Annotated in this window: 17 protein-coding genes; 11 read left to right on the plus strand and 6 right to left on the minus strand. The window is 71.5% G+C overall.

The features are described 5' to 3' along the window. The first annotated feature begins 7 nt into the window (after positions 1-7). Positions 8-655, plus strand: coding sequence for a class I SAM-dependent methyltransferase (locus Pta02_RS23065; protein ID WP_203876989.1), 648 nt, complete (start codon positions 8-10; stop codon positions 653-655). A gap of 72 nt (positions 656-727) precedes the next feature. Here Pta02_RS23065 and Pta02_RS23070 read toward each other — a convergent pair whose 3' ends face one another. From Pta02_RS23070 to Pta02_RS23085, 4 genes are all read right to left on the minus strand, one after another. Further along, a complete protein-coding gene (locus Pta02_RS23070; RefSeq protein WP_203876990.1) occupies positions 728-2059 on the minus strand; it encodes a DUF1702 family protein in 1332 nt (443 codons plus the stop codon). A 150-nt stretch (positions 2060-2209) separates the two neighbouring features. Beyond that, on the minus strand, positions 2210-3259 hold the full coding sequence (locus tag Pta02_RS23075; protein ID WP_203876991.1) for a prenyltransferase: 1050 nt from the start codon (positions 3257-3259) through the stop codon (positions 2210-2212). An 88-nt stretch (positions 3260-3347) separates the two neighbouring features. Beyond that, positions 3348-4061, minus strand: coding sequence for a class I SAM-dependent methyltransferase (locus tag Pta02_RS23080; RefSeq protein WP_203876992.1), 714 nt, complete (start codon positions 4059-4061; stop codon positions 3348-3350). Positions 4062-4089: 28 nt separating this feature from the next. Beyond that, positions 4090-5334 (minus strand): glycosyltransferase family 4 protein, encoded by a 1245-nt coding sequence (locus Pta02_RS23085; RefSeq protein ID WP_203876993.1) that lies wholly within the window; start codon positions 5332-5334, stop codon positions 4090-4092. A gap of 307 nt (positions 5335-5641) precedes the next feature. Here Pta02_RS23085 and Pta02_RS23090 point away from each other — a divergent pair, with 307 nt between their 5' ends. The 3 genes from Pta02_RS23090 to Pta02_RS23100 all read left to right on the plus strand — a co-directional run bounded on the left by Pta02_RS23090 (position 5642) and on the right by Pta02_RS23100 (position 8073). Beyond that, on the plus strand, positions 5642-6670 hold the full coding sequence (locus Pta02_RS23090; protein ID WP_203876994.1) for a GDP-mannose 4,6-dehydratase: 1029 nt from the start codon (positions 5642-5644) through the stop codon (positions 6668-6670). Positions 6671-7056: 386 nt separating this feature from the next. Beyond that, on the plus strand, positions 7057-7551 hold the full coding sequence (locus tag Pta02_RS23095; RefSeq protein ID WP_203876995.1) for an excisionase family DNA-binding protein: 495 nt from the start codon (positions 7057-7059) through the stop codon (positions 7549-7551). A 219-nt stretch (positions 7552-7770) separates the two neighbouring features. Then, positions 7771-8073, plus strand: coding sequence for a YciI family protein (locus tag Pta02_RS23100; RefSeq protein WP_203876996.1), 303 nt, complete (start codon positions 7771-7773; stop codon positions 8071-8073). Between the two features lie 92 nt (positions 8074-8165). Here the strand turns inward: Pta02_RS23100 and Pta02_RS23105 are convergent, their stop codons facing one another. Beyond that, on the minus strand, positions 8166-8783 hold the full coding sequence (locus Pta02_RS23105; protein WP_203876997.1) for a hypothetical protein: 618 nt from the start codon (positions 8781-8783) through the stop codon (positions 8166-8168). 199 nt (positions 8784-8982) lie between these two features. Between Pta02_RS23105 and Pta02_RS23110 the strand changes: the two genes are divergently transcribed. Beyond that, positions 8983-9972, plus strand: coding sequence for a polyprenyl synthetase family protein (locus Pta02_RS23110; protein ID WP_203876998.1), 990 nt, complete (start codon positions 8983-8985; stop codon positions 9970-9972). A 71-nt stretch (positions 9973-10043) separates the two neighbouring features. Here the strand turns inward: Pta02_RS23110 and Pta02_RS23115 are convergent, their stop codons facing one another. Then, a complete protein-coding gene (locus tag Pta02_RS23115) occupies positions 10044-11249 on the minus strand; it encodes a cytochrome P450 (RefSeq protein WP_203876999.1) in 1206 nt (401 codons plus the stop codon). A 444-nt stretch (positions 11250-11693) separates the two neighbouring features. On the opposite strand from Pta02_RS23115, the gene Pta02_RS23120 reads away from it, so the two are divergent. The 6 genes from Pta02_RS23120 to Pta02_RS23145 all read left to right on the plus strand — a co-directional run bounded on the left by Pta02_RS23120 (position 11694) and on the right by Pta02_RS23145 (position 18416). Continuing rightward, complete coding sequence (locus tag Pta02_RS23120) at positions 11694-12536, plus strand: fumarylacetoacetate hydrolase family protein (protein WP_203877000.1); 843 nt, start codon at positions 11694-11696, stop codon at positions 12534-12536. Then, a complete protein-coding gene (locus Pta02_RS23125) occupies positions 12533-13879 on the plus strand; it encodes an L-fuconate dehydratase (RefSeq protein ID WP_203877001.1) in 1347 nt (448 codons plus the stop codon). Before Pta02_RS23120 ends, Pta02_RS23125 begins: the two co-directional genes overlap by 4 nt. Next, the gene (locus Pta02_RS23130; RefSeq protein ID WP_203877002.1) at positions 13872-14618 is read left to right on the plus strand and encodes an SDR family NAD(P)-dependent oxidoreductase; all 747 of its coding nucleotides are present in this window, start codon (positions 13872-13874) and stop codon (positions 14616-14618) included. Before Pta02_RS23125 ends, Pta02_RS23130 begins: the two co-directional genes overlap by 8 nt. Before the next feature lie 75 nt (positions 14619-14693). Beyond that, entirely contained in the window at positions 14694-15749 is a 1056-nt protein-coding gene (locus tag Pta02_RS23135; RefSeq protein WP_203877003.1) for a sugar ABC transporter substrate-binding protein, read from the plus strand. Further along, complete coding sequence (locus tag Pta02_RS23140) at positions 15749-17269, plus strand: sugar ABC transporter ATP-binding protein (RefSeq protein WP_203877004.1); 1521 nt, start codon at positions 15749-15751, stop codon at positions 17267-17269. Before Pta02_RS23135 ends, Pta02_RS23140 begins: the two co-directional genes overlap by 1 nt. 127 nt (positions 17270-17396) lie before the next feature. Beyond that, positions 17397-18416, plus strand: coding sequence for an ABC transporter permease (locus Pta02_RS23145; protein WP_203877005.1), 1020 nt, complete (start codon positions 17397-17399; stop codon positions 18414-18416). Positions 18417-18423: the final 7 nt, after the last annotated feature.

Raw genomic sequence — 18423 nt, forward strand, 5'->3', positions numbered from 1 at the left:
TGCTCCGATGAGCAACGCCATCATGCCCCCCGACCTGCTGGGCGCCGCGCAGCGGGCCAAGGGGTTCATGCCCCGCGCCGAGGGTCTCGCCCTGTTCGAGACCGCGGTCGCGTACGGCCCGCGCGGGCCGATCTGCGAGATCGGGACCTACTGCGGGAAGTCCGCGGTCTATCTCGGCGCCGGCGCCCGCCAGTCGGGTTCCGTGGTCCTGACCGTGGACCACCACCGGGGCTCGGAGGAGATCCAGCCGGGCTGGGCGCACCACGACCCCACCCTGGTGGACCCGCGCTTCGGCAAGATGGACTCGCTGCCCACCTTCCGCGCCACGATCGCCTCCGCCGGGCTGGAGGAGGAGGTCATCGCGATCGTCGGCAGGTCCGAGCGGGTCGCCCGGTTCTGGAACACCCCGCTGGCCATGCTGTTCATCGACGGCGGCCACTCCGAGGAGCCGGTGACCCAGGACTACGAGGGCTGGGCCCCGCACGTCATGATCGGCGGCGCCCTGGTCTTCCACGACATCTACCCCGACCCCGCCGACGGCGGCCAGGCGCCGTACCGGGTCTATCAGCGGGTCCTCGCCTCCGGCGCGTTCAAGGAGGTCAGGCAGGAGGGCTCACTGCGGGTGCTGGAGCGCGTCGGCCCCGGCATCGGCTGAACCCGCGCGCCCCGAGGCCGGGGCGTGCGGGCCGGAGGTGATTTCCAGGCGCGGTCCGGGCGGGGCGCGGCCTCAGGTGGCGCGGTCGCGGCGGGCCCAGGTCTTGCGGATCCCGGCGCGCCAGGCCTGGTAGTGCTCGCCGCTGTGCGCGTTGTGGCCCAGCGCGATGAGCGCGGTGTCGGTCCAGCCCGCGGCCTCGTCCGCCTCCGCCCCGCACAGCACGGGAGCGGCGGCGGCGGTGTGCGCCGGGACGCCGCCGGAGATCAGCCGGACGGCGCAGGCGAACGCGCCCCCCTGGGCGAGGTGGGCGCGGAAGCCCTCCGCGGCCGCCGCCTCGGCCAGGCGTCCCAGGTCCTGCGGGGTCGCGCCCCCGGTGTAGGCCGCGGCCATGCCGACGCCGCTCCACAGGTCGGCGCGGCGGCCCGCGGGGAACTCGGCCAGGCGCAGTACGACGCCGTCCACCCCGGCGCACTCGTGCAGCCAGAGCGCCCGGCCCAGGCCCTGGTCGAAGATCGCCCACCGGGCCCGGTCCATCAGCCGGGGCGTGCGCTGCAGCCCCACGGTCCTGTCGGCGGCGAACACGCCCCGGTGGAAGCCGAATCCGTCGAAGGCCAGCCAGCGCAGCAGCGGATGGACCGCGCGGATGCCCCACATCGGCCGCAGCCGCAGCCGGGCGTAGGCGCAGCCCGCACCGGAGTGGATCAGATGCGGATAGCGCACGCCCTGCCCGCTGAGCAGTTCCCGCAGCCGCCGGCCGCCGGTCATCGTGAGCAGGTCCAGCGCCGCGCAGGCCATGCCCGCGCCCTCGTAGGCGAATCCGCGAACGTCCTCGTCGAGGTCGTCGATCCGCTCGGTCTCGCCCCCGACCACCGCGTTGAACCCCGCGAGGAACGCCACGAGCGAGGTCTCCAGATGCCCGCGTGCGGGGCCCAGCCGGAAGCGGAGCCTGCCGAAGTCGGCCCGGTCCGCATCCTGGCGCAGCGTGCCGTTCAGCCCCCGCAGCGCCGTCCTCAGGGCTCCGGTGAGGCCGGGCCCGCGGGTGTCCGCCGCGGCGGGGGAGGGGTGCTCCCGCGCCTGCGAGGGTTCGGTCTCCGGGCCTGCCGGCCGGTGCTCGGACTCGGACGCCTCCCGGTGCCCTCCGGGCGTCTCGGGGTCCTCCGCCGGCGCCTGGGGATCCTGTCCGGATGCTGCGTGGCCCCGTCCAGGTGTCCGACGGTCCCCTCCGGGTGCTCCGCGGTCCCGCGCGGGCGCCTGGGGGTCCTGTCCGGGCGACGGGCGCGCCGCCGTGGGGGCCTCGGGCGGTCCGAGAGCCTCGGATGCGGTGTGCTCCAGGCCGGAGACGGCCGGCGCCTGCTCGCCGCCGTCGCGCTGAGCCACTGTCTGGGTGCCCTCCGCGTTGCTCACGGGCCGACCGTAGCCAGCCGTACTCCGGCCCTCAAGCACCGCTTCCGGCCGCCCGGGCAAAGAACCGGGCAAGGAACCGGGTGAGGAGCCGGGCAGGAGGACACCGGCGGGCGGAGGCCGTACGGCACCCCTGAGAGCGGCGGGGCGCGGTCAGCGGGAGCGGGCGTGGCTGCAGCCGCAGGCGGCGGTGGGGCGGTCCGTCCGGTAGGCGCCCGCGTCCCGGAAGACGCCCGCGGCCGGGGTGCGGTCGCTCAGCGCGTCGGCGGCCAGGATGACGGCGGCGGCGGTGTAGGCCGAGCGCTCGTGCGGGAACCACTTCTCGTTCACGAACTGCCAGCCGGTCCAGTACGAGCCGTCGTCGTGCCGCAGGTGCTGCATGTCGGCGAAGAGCTTCAGAGCCCGCTCGCGGTCGCCGAGGGCGTCCAGCGCCAGCACCAGCTCGCACGTCTCGGCGCCGGTCACCCACGGCTGGTCGGAGACGCAGCGGATGCCCAGGCCGGGCTCGACGAAGGTGTCCCACTCCTCGGCCAGCCGGGCCAGGGCCGCCGGGCCGCGCAGCGCGCCGCCGAGGATGGGGTAGTACCAGTCCATCGAGAAACGGCTCTTGTCGGCGAACGCCTCGGGGTGGGCGGTCAGCACGTGGCCGAGCTGGTCGGCCGCGAGCTCCCAGTCGGGCTGCGGGTCGCCCAGGTGCTCGCCGAGCAGCACGCCGCAGCGCAGGCCCTGGTAGATGGAGGAGCAGCCGGTCAGCAGGGCGTACGGCGCCGGCCGCCCGTCGGCCGCGCGCTCCCAGACGATCTCACCGCGGGTGGTCTGCAGCCCGACCACGAAGTCCAGCGCGGAGCGGACGACCGGCCACATCTTCCCGGCGAAGTCCTCGTCGCCGGTGACCAGCAGTTCGTGCCAGACGCCGACGGCGACGTAGGCGGCGTGGTTGGACTCCCCGCCGTGCTCGACCGCCCGGCCGCCGACGAGCTTCATCGGCCAGGAGCCGTCGGCCCGCTGGGTGCGCACCAGCCAGTCGTAGCCCCTGCGGACCGGCTCGGACAGCCCGGCCACGCTCATCGCCATCAGGCACTCGACGTGGTTCCAGGCGTCCACGTGCCCCTCGGGCCACGGGATGCCCCCGTCGGGCTCCTGAACGGCCGCGATGCTCCGGGCGGTCTCGACTATCCGATCCCATTCCACTGGGTCGCTCACCGCTCCTCATTCGCTGCGCGGGCGGCCTCGTTCCTCGCCCGACCGCTACGCTCACTGCGTCGGGTTCGCTCCCACGGGAGGGGGAGACTCATGCGGGCTTCCGGACGTAGAGCACCACGCTCTTGCCGATGATCGGGTTGAGCAGGGCCTCGGCCACGCGGGTGGCGGCGGGGCGCTTCATGATGTCCCAGACCAGGATCTCGTGGTAGGCCTTGGCCAGCGGGTGCTCGTCGTTGTTGACGCCGACCGCGCACTTGATCCACCAGTACGGCGCGTGCAGCCCGTGGGCGTGGTGGTGCGGGCCGATGACGAACCCGGTCGACTTCAGCTTCGCGCTCAGCTCGGCGAGGGTGTAGATGCGCACGTGCCCGCCGGGGGCCGTGTGGTAGGCCTCGTCCAGCGCCCAGCAGATCCGCTCGGGCAGGAAGCTCGGCACCGTGATCGCGGCCTGGCCGCCCGGCTTGAGGACCCGGAAGATCTCGCGCATCGCCGTCATGTCGTCGGGGATGTGCTCCAGCACCTCGGCGGCGATCACCCGGTCGAAGCTCGCGTCCTCGAACGGCATGTCGAGCGCGTCCCCGGTCACGGTCTCGGCCGTCGCGCCCGTGGGCACCTCGCCGGCCTTGTCCATGGCGGTGAACATGCTCGCCACGCCCTCGAGCTCCTGGGCGTCCATGTCGAAGGCGACCACGTCGGCGCCGCGGCGCAGCACCTCGAACGCGTGCCGCCCGCCGCCGCAGCCAAGATCGAGAACTCGGTCGCCGGGCCCGACGGGCAACCGGCCGAAGTCGACAGTCAGCACGTGCCGCTCCTCGTGAGGGTGGTGGTGATCACTTTGCGCGCCGGGCCTCGATGGCCTCGCGGTAGGCCTCCACGGTGCGCTGGGCGACGACGTTCCAGGTGAAGCGCTCCATCACCCGGTCGTAGCCCTTGCGCCCGACGGCCGCACGCTCCTCGGGGGAGTCGTGCAGGCGGCGCAGTACGGCGGCCAGCTCCTCGGGGTCGCCCGGGGTGACCTGGATCGCCGCGTCGCCCACGACCTCGGGCAGCGCCCCGGTCCTGGAGGCGACCAGCGGGGTCCCGCAGGCCATGTGCTCGACGGCCGGCAGGGAGAAGCCCTCGTAGAGGGAGGGGACGACCGAGATCTCCGAGGTGGCGATCAGCTCGCCCAGCTCGTCGTCGGAGATCCCGTGCACGAACCGCACCCGGTCGTGCAGGGACAGCTCGGCGACCAGCTTCTCGGTCGGGCCGCCCGGGGTCGGCTTGCTGACCACGGTCAGGTTGACGTCGCGCTCGGTCGCGAGCTTGGCGACCGCGCGCAGCAGCGTCGCCACGCCCTTCATCGGGGAGTCGGCGCTGGCCACGGCGACGATCGAACCCGGCCGCTTGGGCAGCTCCGGGCGCGGGTGGAAGTAGCGGGTGTCCACGCCCAGCGGGATGAGCCGCATGTTGGCCTGGGGCACGTTGAAGTCGCGGTGGATGTCGGCCAGGGAGGACTCGCTGACGGTCAGGATCGGGTTCAGCCGCGGGGCGACCTTGGCCTGCATGCGCACGAACCCGTACCAGCGCCGCATCGAGAACTGCTTGCGCAGCGGCGCGGCCTTGAGCTCGATGCGCCGGTCCACGCTGATCGGGTGGTGGATGGTGCCGACGACCGGGAACAGCTTCTGGATGCCCAGCAGGCCGTACCCCAGCGTCTGGTTGTCCTGGACCACGTCGAAGTCGCCGACGCGCTTGGCCAGCTCGCGGCGGGCCCGCAGGCTGAAGGTCAGCGGCTCGGGGAAGCCGGCGGTCCACATGGTCGCGACCTCGAGCAGGTCGATCCAGTCGCGGTACTCGCCGAGCCGGGGGGTCCTGAAGGGGTCCTCGTCGCGGTACAGGTCCAGGCTGGGGACCTTGTTGAGGATGACGCCCTCGTCGAGCTCGGGGTACGGCTGGCCGGAGAACACCTCGACGCGGTGCCCGAGCGCGACCAGTTCACGACTGAGGTGGCGCAGGTAGACGCCCTGGCCACCGCAGGTCGGCTTGCTGCGGTAGGACAGCAGCGCAACCCGCAGCGAGTGCTCACCTGGCACGGCAACCCCTTCCTCACCCTGTCCGGATGAGGACAGGTACCGTGAAAGATGACCTTAGTCCTCGGACCCTACCATCCGGTAGTTCTTGCCTATCTAATGTGGAATTGTGCTCAATGCCACTTCTACCCGGCGCGAACTGCGGCGTTAGTCCGGCCGGGCGTCGCCTGATGGAACAAGTTCTACCGCCGCTGTGACGGGCGGGGTGCTCACATCGGGGCAGGGCGGTACATTCGCGAATCACACGGCACACTGTTCGGGTAGAACACCGTTCGGGTAAGGACTCCACCCGACGAGCGAGGAGGACGCGTTGGCCAGGCGCGCGCTGATCACCGGCATCACCGGACAGGACGGTTCCTACCTGGCCGAGCACCTGCTGAGCGAGGGCTACGAGGTCTGGGGCCTGGTGCGGGGGCAGGCCAATCCGCGCGTCTCCCGGGTGCGCAAGCTCCTGCAGGACGTCCAGCTCGTCCGGGGCGACCTGCTCGACCAGGGCTCGCTGATCTCGGCCGTGGAGAAGGTCCAGCCGGACGAGGTCTACAACCTGGGCGCCATCTCGTTCGTGCCGATGTCGTGGGAGCAGGCCGAGCTCACCGCCGAGGTCACCGGCATGGGCGTGCTGCGCATGCTGGAGGCCATCCGGGTCTGCTCGGGCATCTCCTCCACCCGCACGGCCAACGGGTCCGGCCAGATCCGGTTCTACCAGGCCTCGTCATCGGAGATGTTCGGCCAGGTCCGCGAGACCCCGCAGGCCGAGACCACTCCCTTCCACCCCCGCTCGCCGTACGGCGTCGCCAAGGCCTACGGCCACTTCCTGACCCAGAACTACCGCGAGTCCTACGGGATGTTCGCCGTCTCGGGCATCCTGTTCAACCACGAGTCCCCGCGCCGCGGCGCCGAGTTCGTCACCCGCAAGGTCTCCCTGGGCGCGGCCCGCATCAAGCTCGGCCTGGCCTCGGAGCTGCGCCTGGGCAACCTGGAGGCGCGCCGCGACTGGGGCTACGCCGGCGACTACGTGCGCGCGATGCACCTGATGCTCCAGGCCGAGACCCCCGAGGACTACGTGATCGGCACCGGCCGCACCCAGTCGGTGCGCGAGCTGGTCGAGGCGGCCTTCGGAGCCGCCGGCCTCGACTGGGAGCAGTACGTGGTCTGCGACCAGGCCCTGCACCGCCCGGCCGAGGTCGACCTGCTGTGCGCCGACCCGAAGAAGGCCCGCGTCCAGCTCGGCTGGGAGCCGTCGGTCTCCTTCGAGGAACTGGTGGCGATGATGGTGGAGTCCGACATCAAGCTCCTGTCCGAGGGCGGCGACCCCGACCAGGACTCCTCCTGGCCCTGAGTCTGTCGACGGCCGGGTCGGGCGGTGCCGGCCGCTCGTGACGGAGTGGTTCCAGGGCGCGTGGATGCGGGGTCGCGCCGGGGCCGTGGGGGCCTGGGCTGTGCCGGCCCACCCGTGAGGCGGCCGCTCCGGTTGGGCGCCCGTCGCCCACCCGGCTTCCGCCGTCGCGAGCACGTGGCGTCCCGGCGAGCCGGAGGAGGTCCGGCGGACCTGCCCGCATCAGCCGTACCCGCTGTTCAAAGGCCGGAATGCGGGTCTTGAAACAAGCTGGTGCAGCGGCGATCGCGGGCTCGCCCGGTGGTGCCGCGGTCCCTGCCGGCGGACATCACGGGAAGCTATTGCGTTTATTTCGTTCGTTGCGGATATTGCGATAAGGAGGTAGGGCGATGACGGATGTGCAGGCCAAGCGGGTGCGCCCCGGGAGCATCGATGCCGAGATGGCCGGTCGTGCTGTGCGTCGCATCAAGGACTACCTCATGCGGTCTCACGAGCAGTCGGCCATCCGTGTTGTCGGGGAACACGGTGCCGAGGACCCATTGATCCTGCCTCGGGAGGCTGTGAGCCTGTTGGCCTTCATCCTCGCCCAGGCGGCTGAAGGACGAGGGGTGACGGTCATCCCCTCTCATGCCGAGCTGACGACCCAGCAGGCGGCGGACATGCTGAATGTTTCGCGCCCCTACCTGATCAAGCTTCTGGAAGAAGGAGAGATCCCCTTCCGTTTGGTCGGCAAGCACAGGCGTGTCACGTGTGAGGACCTTCAGGAGTACAAACGTCGCGATGATGCCAGGCGCCGTACGGCTGCCGCGGCCTCGGTGGCGGGATCAAGAGTCAGATCGATCATGCGACAGCGTCGCACGCGGCGCCGAGCCGCTCGCCACTGAACCGGTGAGCACGTGCACCCGGCCATCCTCAGGATGCGGATCTCGCTACGGCCGGTGGAACCTGGTCGCGGTTCCCTCACCTCAGGGATCTTGGAGCTCGTGATGAGGAGTTCGGTTTCCTGATCGAGGAGACGGACCCAGTCGACGGCATCGAACGCTGGGCCGCCGACGCCGAGCTGATGCTGGGCGGTCCGGAGCTCCGGGTTAGCCTTGACGGTCATGTTCATCCTCGAGATCACCTATACCGCCCCCATCGAACGTGTCGACGCCGTTCTGGAGGACCATGGCGCATGGCTGGACAGGCAGTACGAGGCCGGAGTGTTCCTCGCCTCGGGGCGTAAGGTTCCACGCGACGGCGGGGTGATCGTCGCTGTCGGCGAGGACCGCGCTGCCGTCGAGGCCCTCGTGGCGACCGACCCCTTCAGCGTCGAGGGGGTGGCCACCTACCGGGTCATCGAGTTCCTCGCCGTCAAGACGGCCCCGGTCCTGTCCTCGTACCGCCAGGAGCTCCCGCCGGCCTGACACCGGACCCTGCCGGCCGTCACCTCGGACGGGCTCCACGGGTGGGGCCGTCACCGGCTAAGCGGGCACCGCCGTACGGAGAAGCGCGCCGGTCAGGAGCCGAGGATCAGGCCGGCGAAGCAGACCAGGAGGGACAGGGCCGACACCGCGAAGGCACCGATCACCGAGGCTCTGCGGCCGTGGCGGATGCCGAAGCCGTACAGCACCATGGCGGGGATGAAGGCCAGGCAGAGCGGGACGAGGGCGAGCAGGGCCACCGAGGTCCAGACGCCGCGCTCGCCGGTGGGCACGACCCGGTCGCCCTCGGGGGTGAGGGCGGCGGGGAAGACCTCGCCCGCCTCCGCGTCGGGGACGGTGTCGATGACGATCGGCTCGCGTGCCGGGTCGTCGAAGGTGAACCGGGCCTGGCAGTCGTAGCGTCCCTCGCCGAGGCTCTCGCAGGACAGGACCTCGGCGGTCCCGGGCGTGCCCCGGTTGCCGAGCGCGATCTCCAGGCCGGGACGGGTGGTGTCGATCACGGTGTAGGCCAGCAGGAGCATCAGGCCGATCAGGAAGAGCATCCCCACCGGCCCGCGCACCCGGCGACCGGGTTTGCCCGCGGGAGGCCTCGCGGCCTGCGTCCGCCTGCCGGCGGGCACGGGGCCTGAGGACTGCCGGACGGGCTTCTTCTTCGAGCGCCCCTTCCGGTTGGCGTGTGACATGCGCGTCATGCTCCTGACCGTGCCGGATGGCACTTGAGAACCGCCTGCAGCCTGTTTACAGGACGACGCCGCCCGAGCCGGGCCGATCGCCGTACCCGGGAGCCGGCCTCTCAGCGTGCGCTCAGGCAGGCTCAGCGTCTCCTCAGGCGGGGTCGGGCAGCGTGGTCCATGATCCCTCGCGAAGGGTCCTCGTACGGAGGAGTCCGTCATGCCCGTCCACGCCACACGTCCGCAGCACCCGGAGGAGCTCCTGGCCGGTCCGGCCCTCTCCGAAGGGCTGCGCCGGGTGGAGCGCCGCCTGAACCGGCTGAGCACCTCCTCGCGGCTGCCGCTCATCAACCGGGCGGCCGGGCGGATCACCGCGGCCGGGGGCAAGCGGCTGCGGCCCGCGCTGACCCTGGCGACGGCGCTCGCGCTGGGCGGGCGGATCGACCGGCGGACGGTGACCGCGGCGGCGTGCGTGGAGCTGATCCACGCGGGGTCGCTGGTCCACGACGACCTGATGGACAACGCCGCCGAGCGGCGCGGCGTGCGGACCGTCAACGCCGAGCTGGGCGGCGGCGGGGCGCTGGTCGTGGGCGACTTCATGGTGGCCAGAGCCTGGCTCGCCGCGCTGTCGTCGACCTCCAGGACGGTGGCCGAGGCGCTGGCCGCCACGCTGGTCGAGCTGGCCGAGGGCCAGTTCCAGGAGACGGCCGACCTCTTCGACGCCGGCCGTACCCCGGCCGACGCCCTGGAGTCGGTCCGCCGCAAGACCGCCTCCCTGTTCCGGACGAGCTGCGTGGTCGCGCATCCGGACGGGCGGGCCATGGCGGAGTACGGCGAGCGGTACGGCATGCTGTTCCAGGTCCTCGACGACCTGCTCGACCTGGCCTCCACCGCCGAGCGGCTCGGCAAGCCGGTCGGCAACGACCTGCGGCAGGGCGTCTACAGCTTCCCGCTGCTGACGGCGGTGGGCCGCGACTGCGAGGACCTGCGCCCGTTCCTCGGACGGCGGCTGACCGAGGAGGAGATCACCGTCGTCCTGGCACGGCTCAGGAACAGCTCCGTGGTCGACGACACGATCGAGTACTGCCGGGGCCTGGCCGCCGACGCGGTCGCCGCGCTGCCGGTGGTCGACCACCCGGAGGCGGCCGCCGTCCTGTACGGCCTGCCGATCGCCACCGTCGACCACGCGCGGGCGCTGCTGGCCGGGTGAGCGCGGTCGGATGAGCGGCCCCGCGCCGCGCCGTACGGGGACGGGGGGCGGGGACGCGCTCCCGGGCGGTCTCAGGTGAGCGTGACGGGCAGCTCCTTGATGCCGTTGATGAAGTAGGAGCGCAGGCGGCGGGCCGGGCCGGCCTGGGCGATCTTGGGCAGCCGGTCGGCCAGGACCTCCAGCATCACCCGCAGTTCGAGCTTGGCCAGGTGGTTGCCGAGGCAGAAGTGGGCCCCGCCGCCGCCGAAGCCGATGTGCGCGTTGGGGTCGCGGCCGACGTCGAAGACGTCCGGCGAGTCGAACACGGCCTCGTCGCGGTTGGCCGAGCTGTAGAACACCACGACCTTGTCGCCCTCACGCACCGGCTGGCCGCCGATGACCGTGTCGGTGGTCGCCGTGCGGCGGAAGAGGTTGACCGGGGAGACCCAGCGGACGATCTCGTCGGCCGCGGTGGCGGCCAGGGAGGGGTCGGCCACCAGCCGGGCCCACTGGTCGGGGTGCTCGAAGAGGGTGAGCATGCCGCCGGAGGCCGCGTTGCGGGTGGTCTCGTTGCCCGCGACGAGCAGCAGCAGCACGAACAGGTCGAACTCGTCCTCGCTGAGCGCCTCGCCGTTCTCGGCCGGCTGCAGGAGCTTGGTGATGATGTCGTCGCGGGGCTCCGCGCGCCGCCGGGCCGCCAGCTCGTTGGCGTAGGCGTAGACCTCCATGGCCGCGGCCTGGCCCTCGGCCGGGTCGGTGGCGTAGTCGGGGTCCTCGGCGCCGATCATCCGGTTGGACCAGGAGAAGATCTTCTCCCGGTCCTCGACGGGCGCGCCGAGCAGCTCGCAGATCACGTACAGCGGGAGCGGGGCGGCGATGTCCCGGACGAAGTCGGACGACGGGCGGCCCTTGGCCTCGTCCACCAGGTCGTGGCAGATGTCGCGGATGTGCTGCTCCAGCTTCCCGATGATCCGCGGCGTGAAGCCCCGGTTGACCAGGGAGCGGCGCCGGGTGTGCTCCGGCGGGTCCTGGTTGAGCATCATCAGCCGCTGCATCTCGCGCTCGGCCTCGGGGATCTCGTTGAACAGCGCGAGTTTGCGGCTGGAGGAGAACAGGTCGGAGTGCCGGGAGACGTGGACGACGTCGGCGTGCTTGGTGACCGCCCAGAAATCCGGCCAGTCGTTCTCGGCGTCGCCGTGGTGCCGGTAGACCGGGGCGTTGGCCCTGAGCCAGGCGAGCTGGTCGAGCGGGGGACCGTTGCGCGCGTACGAATCCTGGTCGACGAGATCGATGTTCATGAGCCCTCCTGCGTGAATCGTACGTGCCGGGGGGCGTGGACCGGGTCGGGCACGGCTCACGGCCAGGCACTTGATCAAGCGCTTGGTCGGATACGTTTCTGGAACATGTTCTATTGCGTGCGGGCGCAACAGTCAAGGGAACGGGTCGGTGGCCTTACCGAAACGCCCGGGCAACGCCGCTAGTAATCCGATGTATCACCTCCATCGACCGAGCCTGCGGGAAGCGGTACGGCCGTGCCCGGATGCCCACCTCCCGGCTGACAAAATCCGATGACTGACAGAAGAAGTGCGGCGTATATCCGAGAAATCGGTACAGCCTGCGCGTTCTTCCATCTAACAGATCGGATGTATCTCACGGTGAGGCATTGACAGGCGCCCATAGGTCCGCCAGCATCACGAGACAAGACATCCGATGTATGAGCTGTATGACCCAAAGGATGCGGTGTGAAGCTGCTGCGCGTTGGACCTGTCGGCCGGGAACGGCCCGCCGTGATGGACGAGGCCGGTGACCTCCGTGCGATCTCCGAGGAGATCGACGGGACCTTCCTCGCCTCCGGGGGAGTGGCACGCGTCCGCCAGGCGCTGGAGAGCGGGACGCTGCCCGTCCTCGACGCCGGGGGCCTGCGCGTCGGCGCGCCGGTCGCCCGGCCGGGGAAGATCGTGTGCATCGGCCTGAACTACCGTGACCACGCCGAGGAGACCGGCGCGACGCCCCCCGCCGAGCCCGTCGTCTTCATGAAGGCCGCCAACACGGTCGTCGGGCCGTACGACGAGGTCCTCATCCCCCGCGGCAGCGTGAAGACCGACTGGGAGGTCGAGCTCGCCGTGGTCATCGGCGAGACGGCCCGCTACGTGGAGACGCACGAGGAGGCGCTGGCCAAGGTCGCGGGCTACGCGATCTCCAACGACGTCTCCGAGCGCGAGTTCCAGCTGGAGCGCGGCGGCCAGTGGGACAAGGGCAAGTCCTGCGAGACCTTCAACCCCCTCGGCCCCTGGCTGGTCACCGCCGAGGAGGTCCCCGACCCGCAGGACCTGGGCCTGAGGCTGTGGGTGGACGGCGAGCCGTACCAGAACGGCTCCACCAAGAACATGATCTTCGGGGTGGCGGAGGTCGTCCGCTACCTCAGCCGGTTCATGGTCCTGGAGCCCGGCGACATCATCAACACCGGCACCCCCGCCGGCGTCGCGCTCGGCCTGCCCGGCACGCCGTACCTGCGCGAGGGCCAGGTCATGGAGCTGGAGATCGACGGGCTCGGCCGCCAGCGCCAGACGGTGGGGCGGGCATGAGCGGGTCCACGGGAGCCCGGGAGTACGCGGCCCCGGCCGGTACGGCGGGCGCCGGTTACCGGATCGTCTCGCTGGACAGCCACGACATCCGCTTCCCCACCTCGCTGGAGCTCGACGGCTCCGACGCGATGAACCCCGACCCGGACTACTCGGCCGCCTACCTGGTGCTGCGGACCGACGACGGGTTCGAGGGCCACGGCTTCGCCTTCACCATCGGCCGGGGCAACGAGGTGCAGACCGCCGCCATCAAGGCGCTGGAGCCGTACGTGATCGGCCGGGACGTCGAGGACCTCGGCGCGCTCTGGCGGGACATGGTCCACGACTCGCAGCTGCGCTGGCTCGGGCCGGAGAAGGGCGTCATGCACATGGCGATCTCCGCCGTGGTCAACGCCCTGTGGGACCTGAAGGCCAAGCGCGAGGGCAAGCCGCTGTGGCTGCTGCTGGGCGAGATGTCCCCCGAGGAGATCGTCGCGCTGGTGGACTTCCGCTATCTCACCGACGCGATCACCCCCGAGGAGGCCCTGAACATCCTGCGCGCAGCCGAGCCCGGCCGGGCCGCGCGGATCGCGTACCTGCGGGAGCACGGCTATCCGGCCTACACCACCTCGCCCGGCTGGCTCGGCTACGACGACGACAAGCTCCGCCGCCTGTGCAAGGAGGCGATGGACGAGGGCTTCACCCAGATCAAGCTCAAGGTCGGCGCCGACCTCCAGGACGACCTGCGCCGCATGCGCATCGCCCGCGAGACCTGCGGCGAGGACTTCCCGATCGCCGTCGACGCCAACCAGCGCTGGGACGTCGGCTCGGCGATCACGTGGGTGAACGCCCTGGCGTCGTTCCGCCCGCACTGGGTGGAGGAGCCGACCAGCCCCGACGACGTGCTGGGCCACGCCGCCATCGCCCGCGCCATCGCGCCGATCCCGGTCGCCACCGGCGAGCACGTGCAGAACAGGACGGTCTTCAAGCAGCTCCTGCAGGCCGGCGCGATCTCCTACCTCCAGCTCGACGCGGCCCGCGTCGCGGGGGTGAACGAGAACGTCGCGATCCTGCTGCTCGCGGCCAAGTTCGGCATCCCGGTCTGCCCGCACGCGGGCGGGGTGGGCCTGTGCGAGCTGGTGCAGCACCTGTCGATGTTCGACTACGTCGCGGTCAGCGGCTCGATGGAGAACCGGGTGATCGAGTACGTCGACCACCTCCACGAGCACTTCGTCGACCCGGTGGTGATCAGGAAGGGCGCCTACACGGCCCCCAGCCGGCCGGGCTTCGGCGCGGAGATGCACGCGGAGTCGATCGCCGACCACACCTATCCCGACGGCCGGATCTGGAGGTCCCTCGATGGCTGAGTTCGACGGTCTGCGCGCGCTGGTCACCGGAGGCGGCTCCGGGATCGGCCTGGCCGCCGCGACCCTGCTGGCCGGGCGCGGGGCGGCGGTGGCCTGCCTGGACCTCGACCCGCCCGGCGAGCCGTTCACGGGGCTGAAGGCCGACGTCACCGACGACGCGCAGGTCCGTACGGCGGTCGCCGCGGCGGCCGAGCGGCTGGGCGGGCTGGACATCCTGATCAACAACGCCGGCATCGGCGCGGCCGGGACGGTGGAGGACAACCCCGACGAGGAGTGGCGGCGGGTCCTGGACGTCAACGTGCTGGGCATGGTCAGGGTGACCAGGGCGGCCCTGCCGTACCTGCGCCGCTCGCGGCACGCGGCGATCGTCAACACCTGCTCGATCGCCGCCACCGCGGGGCTGCCCCAGCGGGCGCTCTACAGCGCCTCCAAGGGCGCCGTGCAGTCGCTCACGCTCGCGATGGCCGCCGACCACGTGCACGAGGGCATCCGGGTCAACTGCGTCAACCCCGGCACCGCCGACACCCCGTGGGTGCAGCGGCTGCTGGACGCGGCGCCGGACCCGGTCGCCGAGCGCGCGGCGCTGGAGGCCCGCCAGCCGATGGGCCGCCTGGTCAGCGCGGAGGAGACCGCCGCCGCGATCGCCTATCTGGCCAGTCCGCTGGCGGCCTCCACCACCGGAACGGTCCTGGCCGTGGACGGGGGCATGCAGGGGCTCCGGCTCCGGCCCCGATCGTGACGGGTCCCCGTGCGGGACGAGATGACTGGTCAGGCAATAATCACCCCCCATATGGTTCGAAACGAGGCAAAAGGCATGAAACTCGGAACCGCGGCGGCCGGCGCGGCGCTGCTCGCGCTCACTCTCACCCTCACCGCGTGCGGCACGTCGCAGGGCACCGGCGGCGGGACCACGTCCGCCGGTGAGACCGGGGCCGCCGGCGGCAAGGTCGGGATCGACTTCCCGCGCGCCGACTCCGACTTCTGGAACTCCTACACCAAGTACGTCCCGGACATGGCCGAGGAGCTGGGTGTCGACCTGATGCCCGGGACCAACTCGCAGAACGACGTGGCCAAGCTGGTGGCCAACACCCAGGCCCTCGTCGGCCAGGGCGCCAAGGCGATCGTCATGGCCCCGCAGGACACCGGCGCGATCGCCTCGACGCTCTCGAACCTCGAGAACAAGAACATCCCGGTCGTCTCCGTCGACACCCGCCCGGACAAGGGCAAGGTCTTCATGGTCGTGCGGGCCGACAACAAGGCCTACGGCACCAAGGCGTGCGAGTTCCTCGGCGAGAAGCTCGGCGGCAAGGGCAAGGTCGTCCAGCTGATGGGCGCGCTGTCGTCGATCAACGGCCGCGACCGGGCCGAGGCGTTCCGCTCGTGCATGAAGGAGAAGTTCCCCGGCATCACGGTCTTCGAGGAGCCCACCGAGTGGGAGGGCACCAAGGCCGCCTCCATGCTGCAGACCCGCCTGGAGCAGCACCCGGACATCAAGGGCGTCTACATGCACGCCGGCGGCGTCCACCTGGCCCCGACCCTGCAGGTGCTCAAGGCCAAGGGCCTGATCGTGCCCCCGGAGGACCCCGGGCACGTCTTCGTGATCTCCAATGACGGCATCCCGCAGGAGTTCGAGGCGATCCGCAAGGGCGAGATCGACGCCACGGTCTCCCAGCCCGCCGACCTGTACGCCAAGTACGCGCTCTTCTACGCCAAGGCCGCCGTCGAGGGCAAGACCTTCCAGCCGGGGCCGACCGACCACGACAGCACGATCATCCAGCTGCCGAACGGCCTGGAGGACCAGCTCCCGGCCCCGCTGGTGACCAAGGAGAACGTGGACGATCCCAAGCTCTGGGGCAACCAGGTCAAGTGATGAAATCTCAGGAAAAAGCGTCGGCGGCCGGGGGCGTCCCGGCCGTCGAGGCCCGTGACATCGTCAAGCGCTTCGGCCCGACGACCGCGCTGAACGGCGCCGGCATCGCCATCGCCGAGGGGGAGACCCACGCGCTGGTCGGCAGGAACGGCGCGGGCAAGTCCACGCTGGTGTCGATCCTGACGGGCCTGCAGCGCCCCGACGAGGGAGAGGTCAGGTTCGCCGGGGAGCCCGCGCCGCCGCTCGCCGACCGGGACGCCTGGCGGCGGCGGGTGGCCTGCGTCTACCAGAAGTCGACGATCATCCCCACCCTGACGGTCGCGGAGAACCTCTTCCTGAACCGGCAGACCGAGCGGGGCGCGATCAGGTGGCGGGCGCTGCGGACCCGGGCCGGGGACCTGCTGGAGCAGTACGGCGTGGCCGTCGACGCCGAGGCCATGGCCGGCGACCTCGGCGTCGAGCAGCGCCAGCTGCTGGAGATCGCCCGGGCCCTGTCGTTCGGCGCCCGGTTCATCATCCTGGACGAGCCCACCGCCCAGCTCGACGGTCCGGCCATCCAGCGGCTCTTCGAGCGCATGCGCGCGCTCCGCGAGCAGGGCGTGACGATGATGTTCATCTCGCACCACCTGGAGGAGGTCTACGAGATCTGCCAGAGCGTCTCGGTCTTCCGCGACGCCCGGCACATCGTCACCGCCCCGGTCGGCGAGCTCCCGCACCAGCGGCTCGTCGACGCGATGACCGGCGAGGCCACCGCCGCCTACGCCTACCGCTCCCGTACGGTGCCCGCCTCGGCCCCCGTGGTGCTCGCCGCCCGCGGGCTCACCCTCGCCGGCCGCTACGAGGCGGTCGACCTGGAGGTCAGGGCCGGCGAGGTCGTCGGCCTGGCCGGCTCCGGCAGCAGCGGGAAGGTCGGTCTGGCCGAGACGCTGGTCGGCCTGCGCAGGGCCGACGCGGGCACGGTGAGCGTCGGCGGCGCCGCGGTCCGGCCGGGCGACATCCCGGCCGCACTGGAGGCGGGCCTGGGCTTCGTGCCCCAGGACCGGCACCGCGAGGGCTTCGTCCCCCTGCTGTCGATCGCCGAGAACGCCACGATGCCGATCGCCCGGAAGCTCGGCCGCTACGGGGCGGTCTCCCCGGCGCGCAGGCGCGAACGCGGCGCGCGCATGATCGCCGAACTGGACATCAAGACGACCGGGCCCGACCAGCCGGTGGGGGACCTGTCCGGCGGCAACGCCCAGAAGGTCGTGCTGGCCAGGGCGCTGGCCGACGATCCGAGGGCGCTCGTCATGATCAACCCGACCGCCGGGGTGGACGTGAAGGCCAAGCACGCGCTCCTCGGCGCGGTCGAGGACGCGGCCGGCCGCGGCGCCGGCGCCGTACTGGTCTCCGACGAGCTCGACGACCTGCGGATCTGCGACCGGGTCCTGGTCATGTTCCACGGCAGGGTCGTCAAGGACGTGCCGCGCGGCTGGACCGACACCGAACTGGTGGCGGCCATGGAAGGTATCGAGGACCGATGACACGCCCGACTGCCGGGAGAGCCCCTATGAACCGCACCCGCCCCGTGAACCCGACGACGAACCCGGTGACCGGCCGGCGAGGCGAGGCCCCGGGCGCGACGGCCCTTCCGCTGCCGGGAGGTGCCCGGTGAGCACTCGGACCTCCCCGCCCCTGGCCGGGGCCGGCGCCGTACCCGCGCGGCGCGGGCTTCGCCTGGGCCGCTTCCGCGACCTCACGCTGGTCCCGGTGATCATCGTCCTGCTGGTCGCCGGATCGTTCGTCGACCCGGTCTTCCTCACCCCCGGCAACCTGACGAACGTGCTCCAGCAGCAGTCGGCGCTGGCGCTGGTGGTGCTCGCCGAGGCGCTGATCCTCATCGCGGGCAAGTTCGACCTGTCGCTGGAGTCCACCGTCGGCATGGCGCCCGCCGTGGGCGTGATGCTGGTGATCCCGACGGCGGCCGGCGGATTCGGCCTGGAGCTGCCCGCGGTGCTGGCGATCCCGCTCTGCCTGCTCATCGGCGGCCTGGTCGGCGCGTTCAACGGCTTTCTGATCATGCGGTTCCAGCTGTCGGCCTTCATCGTCACGCTGGCCATGATGATCGTCGTGCACGGCCTCCAGCTCGGCCTGACCCAGGGCAAGAGCCTGTTCGAGCTGCCCGAGTCGTTCCTCTACCTGGGCAGCGCCACCTGGCTGGGCATCCCGGCGGCCATCTGGATCACCGGCGCGTTCTTCGCCGCGGGCATCACCGCGCTCGGCTACTTCCGGGCCGGCCGCGCGCTGTACGCCATCGGCGGCAACGCCGACGCCGCCCGCGCGGCCGGCATCCGGGTGGAGCGGGTCGTCTGGGCCGTCTTCGTCATCGGCGGTGTGATCGCCGCCCTCGCGGGCGTGCTGGAGACCGGCCGGCTGGGCGGCATCAGCGCCAACCAGGGCGTCGGCTGGATCTTCATGGCCTTCGCCGCGGCCGTCATCGGCGGCGTCAGCATGGACGGCGGCAAGGGCACGATCCTGGGCGCCCTGACCGGTGTGCTGGTCATCGGCCTGGTGGAGAACATCCTGACCCTCAAGGGCGTGCCCGGCGAGTGGAAGCAGCTCGTCTACGGTTCGATCATCCTCGTCGCGCTGATGATCAGCCGCCTCGCGGGGGGCAAGGCACAGGATTGACGTTCTC

The organism is Paraplanobispora takensis (genome assembly GCF_016863195.1).
GTDB classification, from domain to species: Bacteria; Actinomycetota; Actinomycetes; order Streptosporangiales; family Streptosporangiaceae; genus Planobispora; species Planobispora takensis.